Source organism: Streptomyces sp. NPDC046939, assembly GCF_040644575.1.
Taxonomy (GTDB): Bacteria; Actinomycetota; Actinomycetes; order Streptomycetales; family Streptomycetaceae; genus Streptomyces.
Genome location: NZ_JBEYWV010000011.1, coordinates 95,356 through 116,336 on the forward strand (window position 1 = coordinate 95,356; position 20,981 = coordinate 116,336).

General features: G+C 73.6%; 21 protein-coding genes. 5 read left to right on the plus strand and 16 right to left on the minus strand.

Translation table 11 applies throughout. The features are described from left to right. Nucleotides 1–54: 54 nt before the first annotated feature. Nucleotides 55–411, minus strand: a complete 357-nt coding sequence (locus ABZ877_RS14495; RefSeq protein WP_361069715.1) for a PRC-barrel domain-containing protein — start codon at nt 409–411, stop codon at nt 55–57. Between the two features lie 129 nt (nt 412–540). On the opposite strand from ABZ877_RS14495, the gene ABZ877_RS14500 reads away from it, so the two are divergent. Together ABZ877_RS14500 and ABZ877_RS14505 are read left to right on the plus strand one after the other, a co-directional pair. Beyond that, nucleotides 541–1,434 carry an NAD-dependent protein deacetylase gene (locus tag ABZ877_RS14500; protein WP_361069718.1) on the plus strand — a complete coding sequence of 298 codons (894 nt, stop codon included), beginning with the start codon at nt 541–543 and terminating at the stop codon, nt 1,432–1,434. Between the two features lie 110 nt (nt 1,435–1,544). Continuing rightward, the gene (locus ABZ877_RS14505; RefSeq protein WP_361069999.1) at nt 1,545–2,171 is read left to right on the plus strand and encodes a GNAT family N-acetyltransferase; all 627 of its coding nucleotides are present in this window, start codon (nt 1,545–1,547) and stop codon (nt 2,169–2,171) included. A gap of 15 nt (nt 2,172–2,186) precedes the next feature. Here the strand turns inward: ABZ877_RS14505 and ABZ877_RS14510 are convergent, their stop codons facing one another. The 14 genes from ABZ877_RS14510 to ABZ877_RS14575 all read right to left on the minus strand — a co-directional run bounded on the left by ABZ877_RS14510 (nt 2,187) and on the right by ABZ877_RS14575 (nt 18,534). Beyond that, the gene (locus ABZ877_RS14510) at nt 2,187–3,029 is read right to left on the minus strand and encodes an alpha/beta hydrolase (protein WP_361069721.1); all 843 of its coding nucleotides are present in this window, start codon (nt 3,027–3,029) and stop codon (nt 2,187–2,189) included. Between the two features lie 31 nt (nt 3,030–3,060). Beyond that, nucleotides 3,061–3,789 carry a spheroidene monooxygenase gene (locus ABZ877_RS14515; RefSeq protein WP_361069724.1) on the minus strand — a complete coding sequence of 243 codons (729 nt, stop codon included), beginning with the start codon at nt 3,787–3,789 and terminating at the stop codon, nt 3,061–3,063. Between the two features lie 25 nt (nt 3,790–3,814). After that, on the minus strand, nt 3,815–5,518 hold the full coding sequence (locus tag ABZ877_RS14520) for a class I adenylate-forming enzyme family protein (protein WP_361069727.1): 1,704 nt from the start codon (nt 5,516–5,518) through the stop codon (nt 3,815–3,817). A 6-nt stretch (nt 5,519–5,524) separates the two neighbouring features. Then, nucleotides 5,525–6,835: an NAD(P)-binding domain-containing protein gene (locus tag ABZ877_RS14525; protein ID WP_361069729.1), complete on the minus strand. Its 1,311-nt coding sequence runs from the start codon at nt 6,833–6,835 to the stop codon at nt 5,525–5,527. Continuing rightward, nucleotides 6,832–7,218: a hypothetical protein gene (locus tag ABZ877_RS14530; protein ID WP_361069732.1), complete on the minus strand. Its 387-nt coding sequence runs from the start codon at nt 7,216–7,218 to the stop codon at nt 6,832–6,834. The genes ABZ877_RS14525 and ABZ877_RS14530 overlap by 4 nt, the downstream gene beginning before the upstream one ends. Continuing rightward, nucleotides 7,215–8,330 (minus strand): saccharopine dehydrogenase, encoded by a 1,116-nt coding sequence (locus ABZ877_RS14535; RefSeq protein WP_361069735.1) that lies wholly within the window; start codon nt 8,328–8,330, stop codon nt 7,215–7,217. Before ABZ877_RS14535 ends, ABZ877_RS14530 begins: the two co-directional genes overlap by 4 nt. Next, nucleotides 8,323–8,487, minus strand: a complete 165-nt coding sequence (locus tag ABZ877_RS14540; protein ID WP_361069737.1) for a hypothetical protein — start codon at nt 8,485–8,487, stop codon at nt 8,323–8,325. The genes ABZ877_RS14535 and ABZ877_RS14540 overlap by 8 nt, the downstream gene beginning before the upstream one ends. Nucleotides 8,488–8,639: 152 nt before the next feature. Beyond that, nucleotides 8,640–10,064, minus strand: a complete 1,425-nt coding sequence (locus ABZ877_RS14545; protein ID WP_361069740.1) for a flavin monoamine oxidase family protein — start codon at nt 10,062–10,064, stop codon at nt 8,640–8,642. Beyond that, nucleotides 10,045–11,496, minus strand: coding sequence for an FAD-dependent monooxygenase (locus ABZ877_RS14550; protein WP_361069743.1), 1,452 nt, complete (start codon nt 11,494–11,496; stop codon nt 10,045–10,047). Before ABZ877_RS14550 ends, ABZ877_RS14545 begins: the two co-directional genes overlap by 20 nt. Nucleotides 11,497–11,500: 4 nt before the next feature. Further along, a complete protein-coding gene (locus ABZ877_RS14555; RefSeq protein WP_361069745.1) occupies nt 11,501–13,114 on the minus strand; it encodes an aldehyde dehydrogenase in 1,614 nt (537 codons plus the stop codon). Further along, a complete protein-coding gene (locus ABZ877_RS14560) occupies nt 13,111–14,481 on the minus strand; it encodes a TrpB-like pyridoxal phosphate-dependent enzyme (protein WP_361069747.1) in 1,371 nt (456 codons plus the stop codon). The genes ABZ877_RS14555 and ABZ877_RS14560 overlap by 4 nt, the downstream gene beginning before the upstream one ends. 64 nt (nt 14,482–14,545) lie before the next feature. After that, nucleotides 14,546–16,156 carry an MFS transporter gene (locus ABZ877_RS14565; protein WP_361069750.1) on the minus strand — a complete coding sequence of 537 codons (1,611 nt, stop codon included), beginning with the start codon at nt 16,154–16,156 and terminating at the stop codon, nt 14,546–14,548. 63 nt (nt 16,157–16,219) lie between these two features. Further along, the gene (locus ABZ877_RS14570; RefSeq protein WP_361069753.1) at nt 16,220–18,154 is read right to left on the minus strand and encodes an FAD/NAD(P)-binding protein; all 1,935 of its coding nucleotides are present in this window, start codon (nt 18,152–18,154) and stop codon (nt 16,220–16,222) included. Nucleotides 18,155–18,351: 197 nt separating this feature from the next. Further along, nucleotides 18,352–18,534 carry a hypothetical protein gene (locus ABZ877_RS14575; protein WP_361069755.1) on the minus strand — a complete coding sequence of 61 codons (183 nt, stop codon included), beginning with the start codon at nt 18,532–18,534 and terminating at the stop codon, nt 18,352–18,354. Nucleotides 18,535–18,778: 244 nt separating this feature from the next. Here ABZ877_RS14575 and ABZ877_RS14580 point away from each other — a divergent pair, with 244 nt between their 5' ends. Further along, the gene (locus ABZ877_RS14580; RefSeq protein ID WP_361069758.1) at nt 18,779–19,294 is read left to right on the plus strand and encodes a hypothetical protein; all 516 of its coding nucleotides are present in this window, start codon (nt 18,779–18,781) and stop codon (nt 19,292–19,294) included. Here ABZ877_RS14580 and ABZ877_RS14585 read toward each other — a convergent pair. Continuing rightward, the gene (locus ABZ877_RS14585; protein ID WP_361069761.1) at nt 19,271–19,807 is read right to left on the minus strand and encodes a sigma-70 family RNA polymerase sigma factor; all 537 of its coding nucleotides are present in this window, start codon (nt 19,805–19,807) and stop codon (nt 19,271–19,273) included. The two genes, ABZ877_RS14580 and ABZ877_RS14585, sit on opposite strands and share 24 nt — an antisense overlap. A gap of 355 nt (nt 19,808–20,162) precedes the next feature. On the opposite strand from ABZ877_RS14585, the gene ABZ877_RS14590 reads away from it, so the two are divergent. Beyond that, entirely contained in the window at nt 20,163–20,474 is a 312-nt protein-coding gene (locus tag ABZ877_RS14590) for a hypothetical protein (protein WP_361069763.1), read from the plus strand. Nucleotides 20,475–20,531: 57 nt separating this feature from the next. Continuing rightward, nucleotides 20,532–20,951 carry an aspartate 1-decarboxylase gene (gene panD, locus ABZ877_RS14595; RefSeq protein WP_361069766.1) on the plus strand — a complete coding sequence of 140 codons (420 nt, stop codon included), beginning with the start codon at nt 20,532–20,534 and terminating at the stop codon, nt 20,949–20,951. Nucleotides 20,952–20,981 lie beyond the last annotated feature (30 nt).

Below are 20,981 nucleotides of genomic sequence, written 5' to 3' on the forward strand. Positions count from 1 at the left end.
GCCGGCCCGTCCGCCGCACGTCACCCGGCGCGGGCGACGTGGAGCGCGCGCACGTCAGCGCCGCGCCAGCCGCCGCTCGCCGCGCGCGCCCGGCTCGAAGGGCAGCTTGTAGTGGTCGAAGACGGCCCACTCCTGGTCGGCAAGGAGCTCACCGTCGGTGTCGATCGACGGCGCGTCCTTGACCTGGTCCTTGCCGTAGTTGAGCTTGAGGTGCCCCGGGCCCACCGTCGCCCCCATGAGCGGCGCGAAGACGAGGCGCCGCCGCGTCGGCAGGCCCACGGTGACGGTGACGAAGAAGGGCGCGTCGGAGACGGTGTCGACGTAGACGGACTCCAGAGTGCCGATCTTGTGGCCCTCCTCGTCCACCACGTCGTGGCCGCGCCAGTCGCGGATGTTCTCTGCGGCGATCATGGTGTCCTCCCGTGGTGCGTGGGCCGTGCCCCCACGTCGATCTGCGGTACTGCCCTCACCCGTACCCGCTGACGCCGCGATCACGTGTGCCGGGCGGGGTTCGCGCGGCGCCTGCGTAAGCTGGCGGGTATGCGCACCCGCCCCACGCTGAGCTGGGAACCCGTCGAAGGACTGCCCCCTGCCTCGACCGACCTGACCCCGGTGGCCGACGCCCTGCGGGCGGGCGGCGTCCTCGTGCTGAGCGGCGCGGGCCTGTCCACCGAGTCGGGCATCCCGGACTACCGCGGGGAGCACGGCTCGCTGCGCCGCCACACCCCGATGACGTACCAGGAGTTCACCGGCGACGCGTGGGCGCGGCGCCGCTACTGGGCGCGCAGCCAGGTCGGCTACCGGGCCATGACGCGGGCGCGGCCGAACACCGGGCACCGGGCCGTCGCGACGCTCGCCGGGGCCGGGCTCGTCACGGGCGTGATCACGCAGAACGTGGACGGGCTCCAGCAGGCGGCGGGCCTTGCCGACGTCGTCGAGCTGCACGGCAGCCTGCGCCGGGTGATCTGCCTGGACTGCGGCGACCTCAGCGACCGCGACGACCTCGACCGGCGGCTGCGCGCGGCCAACCCGGCGTTCGAGGAGGCGGCCGAGCGCCACGCGGCGGCGGCCCGCGTCAATCCGGACGGTGACGTGGAACTGCCCGACGAGGCGGTCCGCGAGTTTCAGCTCGTGCCCTGCCTGGTCTGCGGCGGGGTGCTCAAGCCGGACGTGGTGTTCTTCGGGGAGAACGTGCCGAGGGACCGGGTCGCCGTCTGCCGCGCCCTCGTGGACGGCGCGTCCTGCGTGCTGGTCCTCGGCTCCTCGCTCACCGTCATGTCGGGCCTGCGCTTCGTCCGGCAGGCGGCGCAGGCGGGCACCCCGGTCCTGATCGTCAACCAGGGCGCGGGCCGCGGCGACGCGCTCGCCTCCCACCGCGTCGCCCTGCCACTGGGCGAGGCGCTCACTGACGTGGTGGCGCGGCTCGGTCTCTGATCCGTTCAGGGCGGGCGCGGGAGGACGGGCACAGGAGGGCGGTCGAAGGGGGGCGCAAAAACGTCTTTGGGAGCGCTCCCATGGCTGGAATCATGACCGCCATGACAGCCATGCCCCAGGGACCGTTCATCCGCCCGTACCGGCCCTCCGACCGTGCCGCGCTGGCCGACGTCTGCGTCCGGACGGCCCATGTGGGCCAGGACGCCTCGTCCCTCTACCCGGACCCCGACCTGATGCCGACGATCTTCGCCTACCCGTACGTGGAACTCGCCCCGGACTTCGCGTTCGTCCTGGACGACGGCGCCGGGCGGGCGGTCGGCTACGTCCTGGGCGTGCCGGACACGGAGACCTTCGTCAAGCGGTTCCGCACCGAGTGGCTGCCGGGGGCCGGGGCGCGCTTCCCGGCACCGGAGGGCGAGCCGCGGACACCGGCCGAGGAGATGGCGGTGCTCCTGCACACCCCGGAGCGCATGGTCCGGGACGAGCTGCGCGACTTCCCCGCCCATCTGCACATCGACCTGCTGTCCCCCTACCAGGGCAGGGGGCACGGCCGCGCCCTCATGCGCACCCTGCTCGGCGCCCTCCGCCGGGCCGGTGTCCCCGCCGTGCACCTGTGCATGGTCCGGGCGAACACCCCGGCCAGGGCCTTCTACGACCGCCTCGGGTTCGAACTCCTCGACGTGCCCGACCCGGGCCCGGTCTGGTACCTGGGCCGCTCCACGACGACGCCGCTCTGAGCGGGCCCCGGCCCCTCACGCGTGGGTGAACTCCCGGATGGCGCGGGCCAGGACGGCGGGCTGGTCGAGCGGCACCAGCGTGTAGGAGTCCGGCACCTCCACGAGCCGCCCCTGGGGCAGCGCTTCGGCCAGGCGCCGCCCGTGCTCCGGGGGCATCACGCGGTCGCCCTCGGCCCATACGACCAGCGCGGGCCGGTCGAAGGCGGGCAGCCGTCCGGCGGCCTCGGTCAGGGCCGTGCGGTGGGCGGCGATGCCGCGCAGCACCTTGACCGTGTCGCGGCGGACCGGCGGCAGCTTCAGGACGGGCCGCAGCCAGGCGGCGGTCACGGCGTCGCCGCGCTTGGTCAGCCGCCCGAAGGCGATCGGGAGGCGGCGGGCGGGCCTGAACCGCAGCTGCTGCATGAACGCGCCGAACAGCGCGGGCGGCAGCTTGCCGGTGAGGACGACGGTCCTGCCGGTCAGGCCGGGCGGGAAGTTGTCGTAGGCGTCGCAGGAGACGAGGACGATCCGGCCGATCCGCTCGTCGAGGTCGCCGAGCATGAGCTGGACGAGGGCGCCGCCCGTGTCGTTGCCGGCCAGCGTGACGTCCGTGAGGCCGAGATGGTCGAGGAACGCGGCGACGAGCCGGGCCAGACCCCGCGGGGAGAGGTCGGCGTCCTCCGGCATCGCCAGGGTGTGTGCGCCGAGCGGCAGCACGGGCACGACACAGCGGTGGTCGGCGCGCAGCTCGTCCACGACCCCCTGCCACAGCGAGGCGTCCATGAGCAGCCCGTGCAGCAGGACGAGGACCGGTCCCTCACCCCCGGTGTCCTCGTAGACGAGGGTCCCGGACGGCAGCTCGGCCGTGTGCGTCGCCATGTCGCTCCTCCCTCGGGCCGTTCTCAGGCGCTCAGCCCTTCGCCGCCGGTTCGGTGCGGCCGAGCGGGTCGCGCCCGCCCCAGCGCCCCTGGGTCGCGTAGGGACGCATCCGCACGAACACGGTCTCGTGGTGGAACTCCTTCTCCTGGTGCTTCCTCATCGCGTCCACGTGGCCCCCCGGACAGGAGCCGACGGTGTACTGGCGCATCTCGCGCGCGGTGCGCCACAGGGAGAGCGTGGCGACGAGGCCGGGCGGGCGCAACAGGGAGGTTCCGGCCAGGAACGCCGGATGGCGCCGCGCGTCGCGCTCGGCCGGGCCCGCGGCCGCGGCGAACGGGCCCCAGCGGTGCAGGCGCACCCGCGCCATGGTGAGGACGGCGACCGGCTCGTCGTCGGTCGGCCGCTCCTGGCGCGGCAGATCGGGCAGGCCGGGCCACGCGCCCACGGTGCGTACGGGCTCGCAGCGGGCGTGCCACCCGTCGCGGTAGACCCGCGCCGTCGGATGGGACAGATACCGGTCGAGGGACCGGTCGTCGTCCCAGGCCGCGACCAGGGCCACACCGGTGACCTCGGTCGAGGGCAGGGCACCGGTGCGCAGCGGGCTCATCAGCCAGGTCTGGGCGTAGCGCAGCCCCTGGACCGAGGCCGGATCGGGCCCCGCGCGCACGGCCCTGAGCGCCCGGACGGTGCCGACCTCGGCGAGGTGCAGCGACATCGGGCCGGTCCGGTCGTACACGGGGAACCGCGGGACTTCGTGCATCGTTCGACGCCTCTCTCGGCCGTGCTCAGGCGCCGTCGCGCAGGACGATGTCGGCGGGCAGGGGAGCGGGCCGGCCGTTCTTGATCATCTCGGTGAGGAGATAGCGCCGGGCCTTGACCGTCGCGGTGCGGCGCAGGTCCTCCGGCGAGACCTCGAACGGCGCCCCGAGCCCCGTCAGGCCCGCCGAGGCGCTCTTCCAGGCGGCCGCGTCCAGCGCCTTGCCGTCCCGCATGCACACCACCGGCACCGGCCGGCCGTCCCCGTCGGGCACGACGACGATCTCCTCGGCGTCGGGGATCCGGGTCATGAGGACGTCCTCCAGCCACAGGCAGCTCTCCACGCCGTCGATCCGGTCGGCGACCCGGTCCAGGATCTCCAACTGCCCCCAGCGGCCCCGCCGTCCCCAGTCCCCGGTGTCGAACCACCGGCCGTGGCGCCGCTCGGAGAACTTCTCCGGGGTGCCGACGAACGACAGCGCACGCGCGCGCGTACGCGCCTGGATCATCCCCGGCTCGGACTGCGAACCGCGCCGCCTGCCGGTGGCCGGATCGGCGATGCGGGCGCGCACGCCGGGGATCTCCCAGCCGACGCTGCGCGAGTCGCGCTCGCCGAGCCGGGCCGCCGAACGCCGGGTGTACGGACGCACGGAGACCGCCTGCGTCTCGGTCATGCCGTAGCACTGCCACCACACCGGCATCCTGCGGGTGGAGGCGTTCAGGAAGCGGCGCACGGTGCGCGGGTGGATGGCGTCGAAGGTGTTGATGAAGACCCGGATCCCGGCGAACGGCTGCGCCGGGTCGTCGATGAGCCGCTCCCAGCCGACGTACGCGTTCGGGTGCGCCTCCAGGATCGTCGGCCGGTGCTTGGGCAGCAGCCGCAGCATCGTCGCGTCGTCGGGGCGGCCGATGCCGAGCAGCGGCGTGCCGCGCGAGAACGCGGCCTGCTGGGTGATCGCGCCGCGCACGTGCACATGCGAGATGGCGCTGGCGAACAGCTCGTCGCCGCTGTGCACGAACGGGAAGACCGACTCCAGGAACGCCGAGAACGACACCGCCCGCGCCGACGTCTCCGCCAGCTTCGACACACCCGTCGTGCTCGACGTGTGCGTGATCATCATCGGGTCCTCGTCCTTGAGCGGCGCCGGAGCGGGCACCGCCGCGCCCCACAGGTCCTCGACCGGGACCCCGCCGTCGATGTCGGCGATGGCCCGGATGCCGAGCGCGTCGAGACGGGCCCGGTCCAGACGCGCGTACGCGGCCGTCCGCGGGTCGGTGATCAGATAGCGGGCCTGGAGCCGCTCCAGGAGGACGTTCAGGATGTCGGGGTCGAGCCCGGCGGAGAGCAGCGCGGGGATCGCGCCGATCCGGGCGGCGGCCCAGGCCAGCGCCTGCACGTCGTAGTTGGGGGTCTTCAGGACGACGACGCGGTCCCAGCGCCGCACCCCGGCCGCCGCGAGCACGGCGGAGAACTCCCGCACCAGCTGCGCGAACTCGACGTAGTCCGTCTCCGTGCGCTGCTGCGGGTCCCAGGCGAAGGGCTGGTCGAGGTGGATCGGGACGGGCCCGTGCCGCTCGGCGGCCAGCTCGGCCATCAGCCCGACGTTGACCGGCTTGCGCAGGGCGACACGGCGCGGCTCGAACTGGCCGCGCAGCACCTTCCCGAAGGTGGTGCGCCGCACGGGGCGGCCCGGCTGTGTGCCGGGCCCCCCGGTCTGCAGGGTCTGGGACATGACTGCTCAGTCCTTCCTCGCGCTCTCGGCGCGTTCGGCGGTGCGTTCGGTGGTCATGAGCCGCTCGTACTCCCGCGGATCGACCAGGAGGTGCCCGGAGGAGTCGTGGAACCGCTTGTCCTGGCGGCGCCGCGCCTGCCGGACCCGCGCCCACATCCGCTCGCGCGGCGGAAGCCGGACGGCACCGGTCAGCAGGTCGCCGACCCACTCCGACTGGGCCTCCGCGAGCGGCATCAGCGCCGTCATCGAGTGCAGCAGGCCGATGAAGTACAGGCCCTCGGTCTGCGGGGGCACGACCTGGTGGTAGAGCGGCGGCGCGTCGTCGCCGTCGCCCGCGTGCTCCCGGTCGAGGAACGGGACGGCGATCCGGTAGCCGGTGCAGTGGATGACCGCGTCCGCCTCGGCACTGCTCCCGTCGGCGAAGCGCAGCGTGCGCTCCTCGGCGGAGACGATCACCGGCCGCGGCGTGATCCGGCCGTGCACGATCGCCGGAAGCAGTTCGCTGCTCGCCACGAACGGGCCCTGGCCTACCTTGTACGGGGGAGCGGGCAGCCCGTAATCGGTCATGTCACCGTGGACGAGCTTCAGCATCAGCTTCACCAGCGGGCGGCGCTGCTCGACGGAGAGCCTCCTCATCAGCGGCGAGAGCCGGTCGATCGGCCGCCCTTCGAGGATCTTCGGGACGACGTAGTGACCGGTGCGCACCGACAGGTACGTGGCCTCCGCGACCCGGGAGACCTCGGTGGCGATGTCGGCGGCGGTCGCCCCGAGACCGAGGACGACCACCCGCTTCCCCGCGAAGCCGTCCGGCCCGCGATACTCCACGGAGTGCAGTTGCTCGCCGGTGAACTTCCCCTCGAACCGGCCGTGCACGGGCTCGCCGTGGCGCCCCCCGGAGGCGACGAGGACGGCACGGTAGTGGTGCGCGGACCCGTCGGCGAGGGTCACGTCCCAGCCGCCGCCCGGGGCGGGCGCGGCGCGCGTCACCTCGGTGCCGAACCGGATGTGCCCGCGCAGGCCGTGATGGTCGGCGTACGCGTTCAGGTAGCGGAGCACATCGGTGTGGTGCGGGTAGTCCGGGCAGTCGTCCGGCATCGGGAAGCTCGGGTACTGCATGACGGTCTTGGAGGTGTTCGCGTGCAGGGAGGGGTAGGCGCAACTGCCGCCCTGCTCCGACGGGTCCGGCGGATAGCGCCACAGGCCGCCGATGGCCGGACCGCGCTCGTAGCAGTCGAAGGGGATGCCGCGCACGACCAGGGCGCGGGCCATGGCGAGGCCCGCGGCGCCCGCCCCGATGACGCAGACGCGCTCGGTCACCGCTCCGCCTCCCCGCGCGCGGAGCGCGCACCGGCCACGCCGACCGCGGTGGCGGCCAGCGCGGCGAGGGTGTGGACCGCCGCCCCCGCCTTCCTCCCGGTGCGCAGCGCGTCGAGCCCCGCGGCCGTGTCGAGGGCGTCGCAGACGGCGCCCGCCTGGAACCACAGGCGCCGCGCCGGGCCCTTGCTGAGCAGCAGGCCGCCGGCCACGGCGATGTTGCGGGCGGCGAACAGCCGCACCAGGTAGATGCCTTCGGCGTCGTCCTTGATGCCGAAGTTCCTCGTGCCGAGCGTCGGGGCGAGGAAGGCGGCGCCGCCGACGGTGCGCAGGGCGGCCAGGAGGAGGGCGGCGTTCCGGCCGTCGCCCGGCTGCTTGTCCCTCATGTGCGGTTCCTTTCGTGGGCGGGTCGGGGTGTCTGGGTGAAGCCGGTCGTACGGACCTGGACCAGCGCCCGGCGCAGCAGGTCGAGGTCGGCCTCGGGGCGCGCGGACTGCTCCGGGTAGGAGACGCCGGGCGGCAGCCCCGGGCCGAGGATCCGCTCGGCGGCCCAGGTCGCGCCCACGGCGCTGAGATGGGCCTGGCCGCGCGGGTCGAGGAGGTCGACGGAGACGGTGCGGCCCGCGCCGCGCGCGGTGACCGTGAGCCCCGCGAAGTCCCCCGCGCCGGGCCGCTCCAGGAGGGCGGAGCGGACCGTGCGCAGGGCGGGCAGGGTGAGGGCGCGCAGCGTCCCGGACCGCTTCAGGGCGACCAAGGCGCGCAGCGACGCGGGGCTCTGCAACGCCATCCGCGTCTCCACCGTCGGGACGCCGAGGGTGACGGGCAGCGTCGTCTGCTCCAGGGTGCCGACCAGCGCGGCTGGGCGGACGGCGCCGTCCGCGCAACGCGCCGGGCGGGCGTCCGTCATCGGCTGCGCCAGGACGCGACGGCCCGCGCGCATCGGGTGGTGGGGCCAGGCGAGGCGGTCGGCGAAGCCCCAGGAGTCCGGGCCGACGCGGTCGTCGGAGGAGACCAGGACGACGACGTCGACCCGGTCGGCGGCGCCGCCCAGCTCGCGCACCGTGGCGGCGGCCATGAGCGCGGCGAGCCCGGCGAACCAGCTCCCCGCCAACAGGACGGCCCCGGTGGGCCGTTCGCGGGTCGCCGTCATGCAGACGTCGAGGACGTCGGACGCGGCGGCCCGGTGGATGTCCGCGAACGGAATGCCGAGCCGCATCGCGTCGGCGGCCAGGTGCCCCCGCCCGTCACTGACCGCCCCGAGAACCGCGGCGGGCCGCTCGGCCAACGCGCCCAGCGGACGAGGCCGCCCGGCATCAACGGCCACGGCCCGCGCCCCGATCGACTCCGCGAACTCCACGGCCCGCTCCGGGTGCCGGCCACCGATGAGCAGCGGCAGCCCGGGATGGAGCTGCCGCAACAGCCGCGCGGCCTGTGCGCCGACGACTCCGTAGCCGCCGACGAGGAGGAGGGCGCCCTGCGTGGTCGGGTGGTCAGTCATGGGGCGCCGCCTTGGATGAGGCGGCGGGCTTCTCCGCGCGCTCCGGGCGCCGACCACCGATGAGCAGCGGCAGCCCGGCATGGCGCTGCCGCAGCAGCCGCGCCGCCTGGCCGCCGACGAGGAGGAGGGCGCCCTGGGTGGTGGGGTGGTCAGTCATGGGGCGCCGCCTCGGACAAGGTTGCCGATCGGTCCGGGGTGCGGCCCCCGCTCGGGGGCAGTTGTCGCGCCGGTTGCTCGGCGGAGCGTGCTCCCCCGAGGGCGGCGGCGAGGCGCCTTGTCCGTCCCGGATCGGCGGTGGGGCCGGCGCGGTCAGCCACGGCCCACCATCCCCAGGATCGCCACGCGCGGGTCCCGGTCTCCGACCGCGCGGGCGAAGACCTCGCGGGCCGCGCGCAGGCCCGAGTCGACGGCGCCGCCCATGGAGCCCATCTGGTGGACGCCGGTCTCGGTGCCCGCCCAGTGGATGCGGCCGATGGGGGCGCGCAGGGCGGGCCCGTACGAGGTGTAGACGCCGGGCGGGGCGAAGCCGTGGTAGCAGCCCCGGGTGAACTCCTCGTCCAGCCAGTTCTGTTCGACGAAGTCGGCGGGGCGTGCGGCCCGCGGGCCCAGGGCGCGGGCCAGGGCGCCGAGGACCACCGTGCGCCGCTCCTGTTCGCCGAGCCGCGTCAGCCTGCGCGCCGCCGAACCCGTGACGAACGCGGACAGGACACCGGGCTTCCCGTCGGGCGGCGACGTGTCCAGGGCCACCCGGAACGGGCCGTCGCTCGTGGTGACCTGGCCGCTGAAGCCGTCGGCGCGCCAGAACGGCTCGTCGTAGATCGCCAGGCACTTGAGCGCGGCCCCGGCCGGCATCCGCTGGGTGAGCTGATCGCGGTAACCGGGCAGGGCGGGCGCGTACTCGATGCGCCCCGACAGGGTCAGCGGGACGGCGACGATCACCCAGCGGGCCCGGACCTCGAGGCCGGGGCCCGAGACCGTCACCGAGTCGCTGTGCTGCTCGATGCGGCGCACGACCGCGCCGAGCCGGATCTCCTCGGTCAGATCCTGCGCGAGCTTCTGCGGGATGCTGTGCGCGCCGCCCTCGAAGCGGTAGCGCTGGATGCCCCGGCTGATCTCGAGGAGGTAGCGGAAGCCGCCCGAGGCGTTGGCGTAGTACAGCACGTGCAGCATCGACAGGTCGGCGGGCGCGGCGCAGTACGCCGCCTCCGTCACCATCGACAGGAACGCGCGAGCCGTAGGGGTGGCCACATTGCGGCGGCACCACGACCAGAACGTCTGGCTGTCCAGCGCCTTCGCGTCCGGCGCCAGCCACGGCGCCTCCGGCGGCACGGTGCGCGCGAGCCGCTCGATGCGCAGCACCGCCTGCCCGAAGTCGGCGAGCGTGGTCGGCGCGAGCTTCCAGGGGAACAGGCCGTTGTACGTATGACGGCGGCCTCCCACGAAGCTCAGACGGCGCCCCTCGTCGTAGGTGCGAAAGCCCCGCACCCCCACCGAGCGGCCGGTCTCGGCGATCAGCGTGCTCTTGTCGCCGAAGTACTCGCCGCCGAGGTCGGCCGTCTTCCCGTCGCCGAGGTCCAGGCCCTTGAGACGGCCGCCGACCCGGTCGCGGGCCTCCAGGACGCGTACCGTCCAGCCGGCCGACGTCAGTTCGCGGGCGGCGGTCAGACCGGCGAGGCCGGCCCCGACCACGACGATGTCGGCCTCCGCCCGGGGCTCATCCGTTATGTGCCGCATCCGCGGTCTCCCTCCGGTCCTTCTGGGTGGTGCGGGGTGTCCGTGCGGCCGGCGGGGCCGTCAGGTCGGACGTGGCGTACGCCGGGTGGCGGTTGATCCACCGGCGGCGCGGCTCGCGGGCGAGGAGCGCGAGGGTCTCCTTGAGCAGCGGTCCGCGGGGCTGCGCGCCGGACACGAGGCGGCGGGCGGTCGCGAGGCCCATGTCGCGCAGCGGGAAGACGTCGTAGTAGCTGGAGCGGTGCGCGTACAGGTCGAAGAAGCGGTCCAGTTGGCCGCGTTCGTCGAGGCGGCGCAGCGCCTCCTCGACGGCTCCGGGCAGCGGGCCCGCCTCGCCGAGGATCGTCGCGAGCCAGTAGTGGCCCTCGAAGCGGCGGTCGCGCCAGACGCCCCAGCGGCGCATCGCCGCGTCCGCGCCACCGCGGGCCGTGCCGTCCAGGGCGCCGACGATCGCCGGGACCAGCGCCTCCACCTGGAGGAACGCGTCGCCGATGCCGCGCCCGGCCGCCGGGTCCTTGAAGTGCCCGGCGTCGCCGACGAGCACCCAGCCGGGCCCGGATGCCTGGCGGAGGTAGCCGTCGAACTTTACGATGCCGGAGATCTTCTGCGCGATCCGGGCGTCGGCGAGCGCGGCGGCGGTGGGTTCGCAGGCCCGCAGATGGGCCCAGAGCCCGGCCTCGGTCTCCCCGCGGAAGTACTCCCGTTCATGCCTCTCGGGGGAGACCCCGCACAGGTACAGGCCGTGGTCGGCGGGGCCCGCCCACACCATGCGGTCGCCCCAGCGGTGGAAGACGAACAGGTCGTCGTGGGCGGGGTCGGCGTTCTCGAAGAAGGCGAAGTAGTAGGAGCGCTGGTTGGGGTTGACGTTGTACTTGTGGGAGCCGCACATGTAGGCGACGGTCGACGCGCGGCCGTCCGCGCCGACGACGAGCGGCGCGTGCAGCCGCGTCGAGACGCCCTTGCGCTCCGCGCGCACCCCGCACACCCGCCCCCGGTGCCACAGGACCTCGACGACCCGGGTCCCCATCCGCAGATCGGCGCCGGAGGCTGCGGCCTCGTCGGCGAGGATCGCGTCGAGCAGGTGGCGCTGGAGGAACGCGGCGCCGCCGAGGTCGTCGAAGGCCAGCGGGAAGCGGGTGCGGACCCGGAAGTCGCCGAGCCGGGTGTCGGTGTGCTTCATGAACCGCACGCCGGTCCGCTCGACCGGCCCGCGCACGCCGAGCCGGTCGAGGAACTTCAGCCCGTCCGCCTCCAGGAGGTGCGAGGAGAGCGTCGGCCTGGGGAAGGTCGCCTGCTCGAGCACGGCCACCTTCAGGCCGGCGCGCGCGAGCAGCGCGGCGAGCGGTGAACCGGCGCAGCGGGCGCCCACGATGATGACGTCGAAGCGCTCGACGGCCGTGGGACCGCCCGCAATGCTCGAGCCGTTGACGGTCATGGAGTCAGCCCCGTGCCCTTTCCCCGGCGGTTTCGCCGGCGGTGAGGACCCGCGGGTCGAGCGGCCTCGGGTCGCCGTCGCCCCACGAGATGCCTTGCAGGTGGGAGGTGCGCAGACCGGCGTAGTTCAGCTCGCCGTAGGGTCCGCCGGTGCGGCCGGTGCCGCCGTGCGTGGACAGGACCGAGTTGAACCCGATGTGCGAGTCGTTGATCTTCAGCGTTCCGCCGTTGGTGACGCTCTCGGCGAAGTGCCGCGCCAGATCCGGGTCGCCGGTCCACAGGGAGTTGCGCAGCCCGTACAGATTGCCGTCCACGAAGTCGACGACCCGCTCGAAGAGCTGCTCGTCCGGCGCGCTCTCCGGCACGACCAGCGGCAGGAGCGGGAAGAACGTCTCCTCGCGAACGAGCGAGAGGCCGCCCGCGCGCTGGAGGCCGTCGACGCGGACCACGGTCGGCTCGCAGAACATGCCGCGGGTCGAGGGTTCGCCGTCCACGTCCACCCGCTGTCCGCCGCACAGCACCTCGCCCCCGGCCTCACGGGCCTCGGCGATGAAGTCGAAGAACTTGTCGACCTTCAGTACGGGGCTGAGCAGCGTCTCCGGGTCCTCCGGATAGCCGGGCCGCAGGGTGCGGACCCGGTCCAGGAAGATCCTGGTGAACTCGTCCGCGATCTCCGGGTGCAGCACCGCGTACTTGGGCACCATGCAGATCTGGCTGGAGCCGTAGAAGCACTCCTCCAGGGCGCGGGCGGCGGCGTCGAGGTCGGCGTCGCGCCAGACGACGAAGCCGTCGTTGCCCGCGAGCTCCAGGATCGCCTTCTTGCCGTTCGCCAGGCACTCCTCGCCGAGCTTGAGCCCGGCCTCGCTGTCGCCGAAGAACAGGATGTCGTCGACGAGCGGGCTGGTGACCCAGGAGCGCAGGATGCCGCCCGCGTTGCCGCAGACCACGTTGAGGGTGCCGGGCGGGGCGCCGTGCCGCTCCAGGATCGGGGCGAGCACGTCACGGAAGACGAACATCACGCCGAGCGGGGAGGAACGGGGCGCCTTGACGACGACCGCGTTGCCGACGAGCAGCGCGAACACGGCCATGGTCGAGTTCGAACCGGCCGCGTTCTGCGGCGGGTTGACGCACACGACCCCGTCCGGCTTGCGGACGAGTTCGAGCGGTTTGCCCTCCACCTCGAAGGACTGCCGGAGCTGGCTCTCGTACCAGCGGATCGTCGCCTCGTCGGTGCCCCGCAGCATCCCGCTGACCTCCCACTGGGCGAGGCGGCGCGGGTGCCCCTCGGCGATCAGCAGGTCGATCAGCTCGTCGGCGCGGGCGGTCAGCGCCTCGTTGAACTCCAGCATGATCCGGCTGCGGGTCTCCTGCGGCAGCAGCCGGTAGGCGCGGCTGGCCCGGCGGGCCGCCTCCAGGGCGCGGTCGCTGTCGGCGACGGTGCCGACGGCGCACCGCGCCACCACGTCGTCGGTGATCTCCGTGGTGCGGCCGAGCTCCAGACCACGCTTGAGGTTGAAGGCGCTGTCGACGTCGCGCAGGAGCGCGGAGGCACGGACGACGTACGTCCAGCGCTGCCCCTCGACGTCCTTGCCGTCGATGTACTGGGCGTAGGAGATCATGACGCCCGCCCTTCGAGGACCGGGGCGAGGCTCGGGGCGGAGAAGTCCTCCTCCTCGACGTCGCGCAGCAGGCCCGCGTTGTACCGGCCGTACGCCTCCAGGTCGAGCAGCCCGTGGCCGCTGTAGTTGAAGACGATCGTGGCCTCGCGGCCCGTGCGCTTGCACTCCAGGGCCTTGTCGATGGCGGCGCGGATGGCGTGCGCGCTCTCCGGCGCGGGCAGATAGCCCTGGAGCCGCGCGAAGGTCCTGGCGGCGTCGAACACCTGTGTCTGCGGATAGGCGGTGGCCTCCAGGAGCCCCTCGTGGCGCATCAGGCCGACCAGCGGGGCGCAGCCGTGGTAGCGCAGGCCGCCCGCGTGGATCGGCGGCGGCACGAAGTCGTGGCCGAGGGTGTACGTGTACACGCCCGGCCCGCGACCGCCGGCGTCGGCCCAGTCGAGGCGGTACTCGCCGTGCGTGAGCGGCGCGCACGCCTCCGGCTCGGCGGCGAGGATCTCGATGTCCGCGCCGTTCAGCTTGTCCTCCAGGAACGGCATCGCGAAGCCGCCCAGGTTGGAACCGCAGCCGACGGACGCGATCAGGTAGTCGGGGCTGCGGCCGATCAGGGCGAGCTGCTCGCGCACCTCCTGGCCGATGACGGTGTGGTGCAGGAGGCAGTGGTTGGAGAAGGCGCCGACGGCGAGCCGGGTGCCCGGGTCCGCGTCGACCAGCTCAAGGGCCTCACTGACGGCGGTGGCCTCGCTGCCCGGGTGGTTGGGTTCCTCGGCGAGCAGCTTGCGCCCGAAGGCGGTGGTGTCGCCGGGGCTGGGCAGTACGGTGGCGCCGTACGTCTCGATCAGATGGCGGCGGTAGGGCTTCTGGTGGAAGCTGGCCCGCACCATGAAGACGGTCAGGTCGATGCCCATCAGCTGGCAGGCGAGCGCGAGGGCGCTGCCCCACTGGCCCGCGCCGGTGTCGGTGACGAGCCGGGTGTGCCCGTCGCGCTTGGCGTAGTAGGCCTGCGCGATGGCGGAGTTGAGCTTGTGGCTGCCGGTCGGCGAGGTCGCCTCGTACTTGAACCAGATCTGCGCCGGGGTGTCCAGCTCCCGCTCCAGTGCGACGGCGCGCACCAGCGGCGTGGGCCGCCACAGCTTGTACGCGTCGCGCACCGGCTCGGGGATGGTGATCCAGCGTTCGAGGGAGCTCTCCTGCGCGGCCAGGGCCTTGACGAAGAGCCGCTCGAGCCACTCCTGCGTGACCGGTTCCCCGGTGGCGTTGTCGATGTAGCGGTCGGGAATCCGGGGCAGATCCGGAATCACGTTGTACCAGCGGGTAGGGATGCGGTCGATCGGAAGGTCGACGCGCTCGGATATGCCCTGGTGCTTCATGCGGGGTTCCCCCAGAGAACGTGGTGCACGTGAATGGACGGTGGTGTCTGTTGCTGGTGGTGCGTCAGGAAGCTGTCTTGGTGCGCGAGTCGGCGCGCTCGTCCGCCGCGTCGTCCTCGTCGGGCAGGTCCGGCGGGACGCCGGTGAGGGCGCTCTCGTGCAGGTCCTTGTTGCGCAGGAACGCGAACGCGATCACCGCGGCGGTGAACGCCATCGCCGCGCACAACGTCATGGCCTGGTGAAAGCCCTCGGTGAACGCATGGCGCCCGTCCACCAGGACCTGCTCACGCAGGGCCGGGCCCGCCGACCGGGCGGCGGGTTCGATGGCGCCCGCGCTGATCGCCGACGCGACGTCGTGGCTCTTGTCGCCGAGGGTCGCGGCGGCGTCGGAGCGGGCGAAGGTGTCGGCCACCCGGTTCTCGAAGAACGCCCCGGCGACCGCGATCCCGAGCGCGACCCCGACCTGCTGGAACGTCTCGTTGATGCCGGAGGCCACGCCCGCCTTGGCGGGTTCGGCGACGCCGATGGCGAGCGCCGCCCGGGTCGGCTGGAACAGCCCGAACGCCGCGCCGGTCACGAGCAGACTCGGCAGCAGAGCCGTCCAGGAGTCGCCGGGGCCGCTGCGGTGGGTGAGGAGCAGAGCACCGGCGAGGGCGAGCTGCGAGACACCCATGATGATCCGGAAGGGGACCTTGTTGGTCAGCGCACCCGTCACCGCGCCGAGGACGAACATGGCGAGCGACAGCGGCAGGAACCGCAGCCCGGCCTCCCAGGCCGAGTTGTCCAGGACGTTCTGCAGGTACGAGGTCTCGATGAAGATCGCGGGCAGTCCGGCGGCGTTGGCGAGGAAGGTGACCGCGCACAGCGCGACGAACGTGCGGTTGCGGAACATCCGCAGGTCCATCATCGCGTTCTCGCCGCGCGCCCGCGCCAGGACCAGGAAGGCGATCAGGCCGACGGCCGCGACGACGTAGAGCGTGATGTTGGTCGCCGAGAACCAGCCGTCCGTGTTCCCGCGCACGATCGCCAGGACGAGCGCGGCGAGCGCGACGGTGAACACGGCCATCCCGGCGAAGTCCGGCGCAGCGCTGTGCGCGAGCCGCGACTCGCGCAGCCGCCGCACCGCGACCAGCAGGGTGGCGAGGCCGACCGGCACGTTCAGGAAGAAGATCCACCGCCAGCCCGGGCCGCTGGTCAGGGCGCCGCCGATGAGCGGCCCCGTCGCGGCGGCGATGCCGACCGCGGCGCCGAAGACGCTGAACGCGGCGGCGCGCTCCTTGCCGTGGAACTCGTGGCCGAGCAGCGCGGGGCCGACCGCGAACATGATGGCCGCGCCGACGCCCTGCACGCCCCGGCTGATGTTCAGGACCTCGATGGAGCCCGCGAGGCCGCAGGCGAGGGAGGCGGCGGTGAAGACGACGAGGCCGATGACGAAGACGAGCCTGCGGCCCCTGCGGTCCGCGAGCGAGCCCGAGATGACGAGGAAGGCGGCGAGGGTGAGCGCGTAGGCGTCGAACACCCACTGCATCTCGCTGAAGCTCGCGTGCAGGTCACCGCGGATGCCGGGCAGTGCCACGGCGACGACGCTCAGGTCGAGCATGAGCATGAACGTGCCGACGGACACGACTGCGAGGGTCCACCAGCGCAGTGCGCCCGGTGGGCGGAGCATGGTCATGCTTCCTCCAGAAAGAGGGTTCACGGATAGAGAGCGGGGAAGGGGCCGTCGTACTCCTGGCGATCACGCCCCTTCTTGGATTTCGGCTCGGACGGGCGCGGCCGGCGTCTGCTGCGCGGCCGGGGCGAGGCCGAGGACGGCGAGCGCGATCGCGTCGGCGTCGCCGAGGGTCACCGAGTTCACGCCGGGCCGTATCCCGGCCGCCGTCACCCAGTGGACCGACTCGGTGGGGACGCCGTAGGCGAAGCGGCGCGGATGCGGAGTGCCGTCGGCGGTGATCACGCGGTAGGGGCGGCCGGTGACCGCGAGACCGCCGGTCTCGTGGTCACCGTGGACGGCGTCGCGGATCACGTAGGGGCGGCACTGCCCGGTCGCGAGCAGGTGGCGCAGGAGCGGGTCGTCGGTGCGCCGCACATCGGGTTCGGGCAGCCGGGCCTCCACGAGGGCGGTCGCCGTGACCCGGTGGCCCGGCACGTCGGCGGACTCCGCGACGAAGACCCCGTCCCGCTCGTCGGCGCGCACCGTCATGCCCGGACCCAGGAGGTGCAGCACGCCCGCCTCGACCAGCGCGATCAACTCCTCGACGCGCTGCGGCGGCGGCCCGATGGACAGGAACGCGTTGAGCGGGGTGTACCAGCGCCGCAGATCGTCACGGTGGGAGCGGCCGGCGAGACCGCCGTGGTCCACGACGATCCTGATCTCGTTGCGCAGGTCGCGCAGCACGTCGAGCGCCGCCTTCAGCGGGCTGTCCACATTGCCCACCGCCGCCTCGGCGAGGTCGCGGCGGAGCGTGCTGAGGAGCCAGGCACGGTGGGCGCCCGCGGTCGGGAACCCGCCGTCGCCGTACGGGCGCTGGACGCGCTGCCAGTCCCAGCGCTCGCCCTGCGGAACACCGAACTCGTCGAGCAGCGCCGCCTCCTGCGGCGAGCCCCAGGGCGTCCCGAGCGTGCGCGCCGTGAAGCGGCGGGCGGCCCGTGCGCGGCCCGCGCGCGTGAGCCACGCCGCGTAGTAGACCGTCTCGACCTCCTTGGCGATGAGCGGCCACAGGTCGCGCGCGAAGTCGAGGCCGCGCCGGTCGGCGGCGCGCCGCAGCTCGGCCAGTTTCGCGGGGGTCAGCAGGAGCGGGCGGTGCCGGCCGTGCGCGCCCTTCTGGTTGCGGCCCCGCGCGTGGTACGGGACGCCGCGCCGGGAACCCGCGTACAGGACCGGCTCCCGGCCCGAGGGGCGGTAGCGGAGGCGGCCGGTCGCGGCGTCCCGCTCGAAGACGCCCCCGCGGCCGACGGTGAACAGCGCCACGTGATCGAAGAAGTTGAGCCCCAGCCCCCGCAGCAGCACCGGGGACCCGGGGAGGATCGCCCGCAGGTCGAGGTCGGCCGGGTTGGCGGGCAGCAGATAGACGAGGGAGTGCCGGGCGGCGAACCCGGCGAGCCCCCTCTGCACCGGGTCGGCCCGCTGCGGAAGGTGCCCCTGGGCGAGGACCACCGCGTCGAGGCCGCCGATCCGGGTGCCGTCGGCCAGGGTGACGCTCTGCAGCCCGCCCGGCCCGTCCTGGAGGCGGACGGCGCGCAGCGGATGGACCACGACCCGCACGCCGGGCGGCGCGCCCCGCACCACGCGCCGGAACACCCACTCCAGGTAGTGCCCGTAGAAGGCGCGGGTCGGGTACGAGTCCGGGGTCAGCGCCCGCGCCTGCGCAAGCAGCTCCTCGTCGACGGAGCCCGCGTACGCGGAGGACGCCACGTGCCGCGCCCACTCGTACAGGCTGGGCCCGGGCGCGACCTCCCCGGCCATCTCCACCGTCGGGTCCGTGAACAGGGTGACCTGCGAGGCGACCGTGTTCATCAGCAGGTGGCGCGACTGGCCCGTGCGCCAGACGCGGCCGGGCCCCGGCCGGTCCGGGTCCACGACGTGCACGGTCACCGCGACACCGGGCGCGTGCGTACGGGCGTCGGCGCACAGCCGCTCCAGCACGCTGAGGCCGCGCGGCCCGGCCCCCACGACACAGACCCTGAGCCGTCGTCCGCCGCCCCCGCCACGGTCCGGGCCGTCCCCGGACGGGGCGAGGGCCCGGCGACCGTCGGCGGGCCCCGGCCTCGTGGGCCGGGGCGCACCGACCGGAGCGGCCGCGCGGGATACGCCGGACGCTCCGTCCGGGGCGGGCGCGCCGACGGCGGGGTGGCTCTCGCCGGCACCCATCAGGTGGTCACGGGCGGCGCTCCGGCCGCCGCGACGACAGGCGTCCCCGGACCGTCCTCGGCCTCGGTGACCGCGGCGGCCGTCTCCACGGCGCAGAGGCCGAGATGCTGTGCGAGGCGGGCGCGGATCGCCTCGCCGAGAGCGGCGGCGGCGTCCGCGTCGGGTTTCGTCTCCCAGATCACGACCACGCACTCCTTTCCGGAAAAGCCGGCGGCCGAAAGGGCCGACACGGAATAAGAGTCGACGTGGAGCGCGCACACTCCACCGCATCCGGCGAAGTTTTCCGAATTCCGCCCCACACGCGGGTGAAGTCGCGTGAATTGTGGGACGGCAGCGTCCGGAATTGCTCACAGTGTTTTGCCTGGGCTTGACCGCACCTGATGAGGGTGCGAATCTCGTGCACACGACACAGAGGGGGACGCCATCATGACGGGTGCCGCGCGCGACGGCCGGCCGACAGCCGGTCTCGACCCCTTGCGAAGACTGCGGGTGCTCGCCTCGGCCGCCGCGCACGCCGGCTGCGTCGAGCGCCACTTCGACGTCCCCTTCGACACCCTGTGGTCGCTCGTCTCCGACCTGGAACGCGAACTTCCGCATCTCCTGCCCGAGGTGCGCTCCTTCACCCTCACCGCCCCCGCCGACGGCTCCGGCGGCGGGCGGCTCCAGGGCGAGGCCGTCGGCGCCCTCGGCCGCCGCGAGCGCTTCGAGGTGGTGCTGCGCCCCGGGTGGTGCCTGCTGCAGAGCGGGGCGCACGTGCACGGGATGGCCGCCGTGCCGGACCGGACCGGCTGTACGGTCGCCGTCTTCAGCGGCCCCCGCGTCAGCGGCGCGGAACCTCCGCCGCACCGGCACGAGCCCGGGGCCGAAAGGTGCTCGGCCCTGCTCCTCGACCGGCTCGCGCGGCGGCTCGCGGCCAGGTCAGTCCCAGGCGGTCCGGAATGACCGCCGCGCCCTGAACAGCCGCGACCGCACGGTCCCGACCGGAATCTCCAGCACGTCGGCGACCTCCTGCTCGCTGAGCCCCTCGACATGACGCAGCGTCAGGACCACGCGGTGCTCGGGCGCGAGACGCCTCATGGCGTCGGCGATGTCCGAGGCCAGCAACGTGTCCTCGGGGTGCGCCCGGTCCTCCCACTCCACCGGCACGGTCGGCCGGCCCTGGCGGCGCTTGGCGAACTTCACCGCCTCGCGCGCCGCGATCACCCGCACCCAGCCGAACAGCGCGGCAGGGGACTTGAGCTGCCGGATGTTGCAGAAGACGGCGATGAGCGCCTCCTGCGCCGCGTCCGGTCCGTCCTGCAGCGCGACCGGGCCGCAGATGCGGCCCACGTACGGCTCCAGCACGCTCAGCAGCTCGTCCATCGCCAGCAGGTCGCCGCGCTGCGCGCCCTCGACCAGGGCGGCCAGGACCTCCGGGTCCCGGTCGGTCACGTACCTGTTCTCCACTTCGGTCACAGCACCCCCGTGGCCCTCGGGAAAGAGTGCACGAAGGGGTGGCGACCAACCGGTGGAGAATGCACATCCGGAAGATTGTTTTCCGTCCGCAATTCGCGAGTTGTGTCATCGCGAGGAGACCTTCGCTCCACGATATCGACCCCCGTCGATGCCCCCGTTGACGGCGAATCCCTCTGGATACACGCCGTATCGAACCCTATCAGCGGATGAAGATTCCCGAGGCATTTTCCAGCCCTTCGCGAAGTTTCCCGGCCGCCGCGGAGTACGGGCCGCGCACGACCCCTCTATCTATCCGCCTGAGGCTCCTGCCTCGGTCACGGGGGCTTCATCACGACGTCCGAAGGGCGTGAGCACGATGACCGACTGGCCCGTCACCGCACTCGACCCCGTGCGCCGCCTCCGCGTCCTCGCCGCGGGCCTGCCCGCGGCCCTGTACGCCGAAGCCCGCCTCGATCTGCCCTTCACCGCCGTATGGCCGGCGGTGACCCTCCTGGCGGCCGGCCACCACCCACCGCTCGACGTCGTGCTCCGCCCCGGCCTGTGCCTGCTCCAGGGCGACCACGTGCTCGCCGCGACGGCCGCCGCCCCGGAGGGCACGGGCACCCGCCTGGCCCTCCTGGCCGCCCTGCGCCCGCCCCCGACGGCCGCCGCCTGCGCTGTACGCTGACGGCACAGCCCTTGACCTGCACACAGCGGGCAGGGAGCGACTCATTGGGAGTGAAGCATGTATCGCACCATGTTCAAGTCCAAGATCCACCGCGCGACCGTCACCCAGGCCGACCTCCACTACGTCGGCTCGGTCACCATCGACGCGGATCTGCTGGACGCCGCCGACCTGCTGCCCGGCGAACTCGTGCACATCGTCGACATCGACAACGGGGCGCGGCTCGAGACCTACGTCATCGAGGGGGAGCGCGGCTCCGGCGTCATCGGCATCAACGGGGCCGCCGCGCACCTCGTGCACCCGGGCGACCTCGTGATCATCATCAGTTACGCTCAGGTCGACGACGCCGAGGCGCGGTCGCTGCGGCCCAAGGTCGTGCACGTGGACCGGGACAACAGGATCGTGGCGCTCGGCGCCGACCCGTCGGAGCCCGCCCCGGGCGGCGACACCGAGCGCAGCCCGCACTCCGTGCCCGCCTGATCCGCACCCTCAGCCCGTCAGGAGCGCCCC

What these genes read in the sequence shown, in the direction of transcription:
- panD (WP_361069766.1), top strand. Translation starts at nt 20,532, where the DNA reads ATGTATCGCACCATGTTCAAGTCCAAGATCCACCGCGCGACCGTCACC.
- ABZ877_RS14545 (WP_361069740.1), bottom strand. Translation starts at nt 10,064, where the DNA reads ATGCGGCACATAACGGATGAGCCCCGGGCGGAGGCCGACATCGTCGTG.
- ABZ877_RS14565 (WP_361069750.1), bottom strand. Translation starts at nt 16,156, where the DNA reads ATGACCATGCTCCGCCCACCGGGCGCACTGCGCTGGTGGACCCTCGCA.
- ABZ877_RS14560 (WP_361069747.1), bottom strand. Translation starts at nt 14,481, where the DNA reads ATGAAGCACCAGGGCATATCCGAGCGCGTCGACCTTCCGATCGACCGC.
- ABZ877_RS14555 (WP_361069745.1), bottom strand. Translation starts at nt 13,114, where the DNA reads ATGATCTCCTACGCCCAGTACATCGACGGCAAGGACGTCGAGGGGCAG.
- ABZ877_RS14500 (WP_361069718.1), top strand. Translation starts at nt 541, where the DNA reads ATGCGCACCCGCCCCACGCTGAGCTGGGAACCCGTCGAAGGACTGCCC.
- ABZ877_RS14535 (WP_361069735.1), bottom strand. Translation starts at nt 8,330, where the DNA reads ATGACTGACCACCCGACCACGCAGGGCGCCCTCCTCCTCGTCGGCGGC.
- ABZ877_RS14590 (WP_361069763.1), top strand. Translation starts at nt 20,163, where the DNA reads ATGACCGACTGGCCCGTCACCGCACTCGACCCCGTGCGCCGCCTCCGC.
- ABZ877_RS14510 (WP_361069721.1), bottom strand. Translation starts at nt 3,029, where the DNA reads ATGGCGACGCACACGGCCGAGCTGCCGTCCGGGACCCTCGTCTACGAG.
- ABZ877_RS14530 (WP_361069732.1), bottom strand. Translation starts at nt 7,218, where the DNA reads ATGAGGGACAAGCAGCCGGGCGACGGCCGGAACGCCGCCCTCCTCCTG.
- ABZ877_RS14550 (WP_361069743.1), bottom strand. Translation starts at nt 11,496, where the DNA reads ATGACCGTCAACGGCTCGAGCATTGCGGGCGGTCCCACGGCCGTCGAG.
- ABZ877_RS14520 (WP_361069727.1), bottom strand. Translation starts at nt 5,518, where the DNA reads ATGTCCCAGACCCTGCAGACCGGGGGGCCCGGCACACAGCCGGGCCGC.
- ABZ877_RS14540 (WP_361069737.1), bottom strand. Translation starts at nt 8,487, where the DNA reads ATGACTGACCACCCCACCACCCAGGGCGCCCTCCTCCTCGTCGGCGGC.
- ABZ877_RS14580 (WP_361069758.1), top strand. Translation starts at nt 18,779, where the DNA reads ATGACGGGTGCCGCGCGCGACGGCCGGCCGACAGCCGGTCTCGACCCC.
- ABZ877_RS14495 (WP_361069715.1), bottom strand. Translation starts at nt 411, where the DNA reads ATGATCGCCGCAGAGAACATCCGCGACTGGCGCGGCCACGACGTGGTG.
- ABZ877_RS14515 (WP_361069724.1), bottom strand. Translation starts at nt 3,789, where the DNA reads ATGCACGAAGTCCCGCGGTTCCCCGTGTACGACCGGACCGGCCCGATG.
- ABZ877_RS14505 (WP_361069999.1), top strand. Translation starts at nt 1,545, where the DNA reads ATGCCCCAGGGACCGTTCATCCGCCCGTACCGGCCCTCCGACCGTGCC.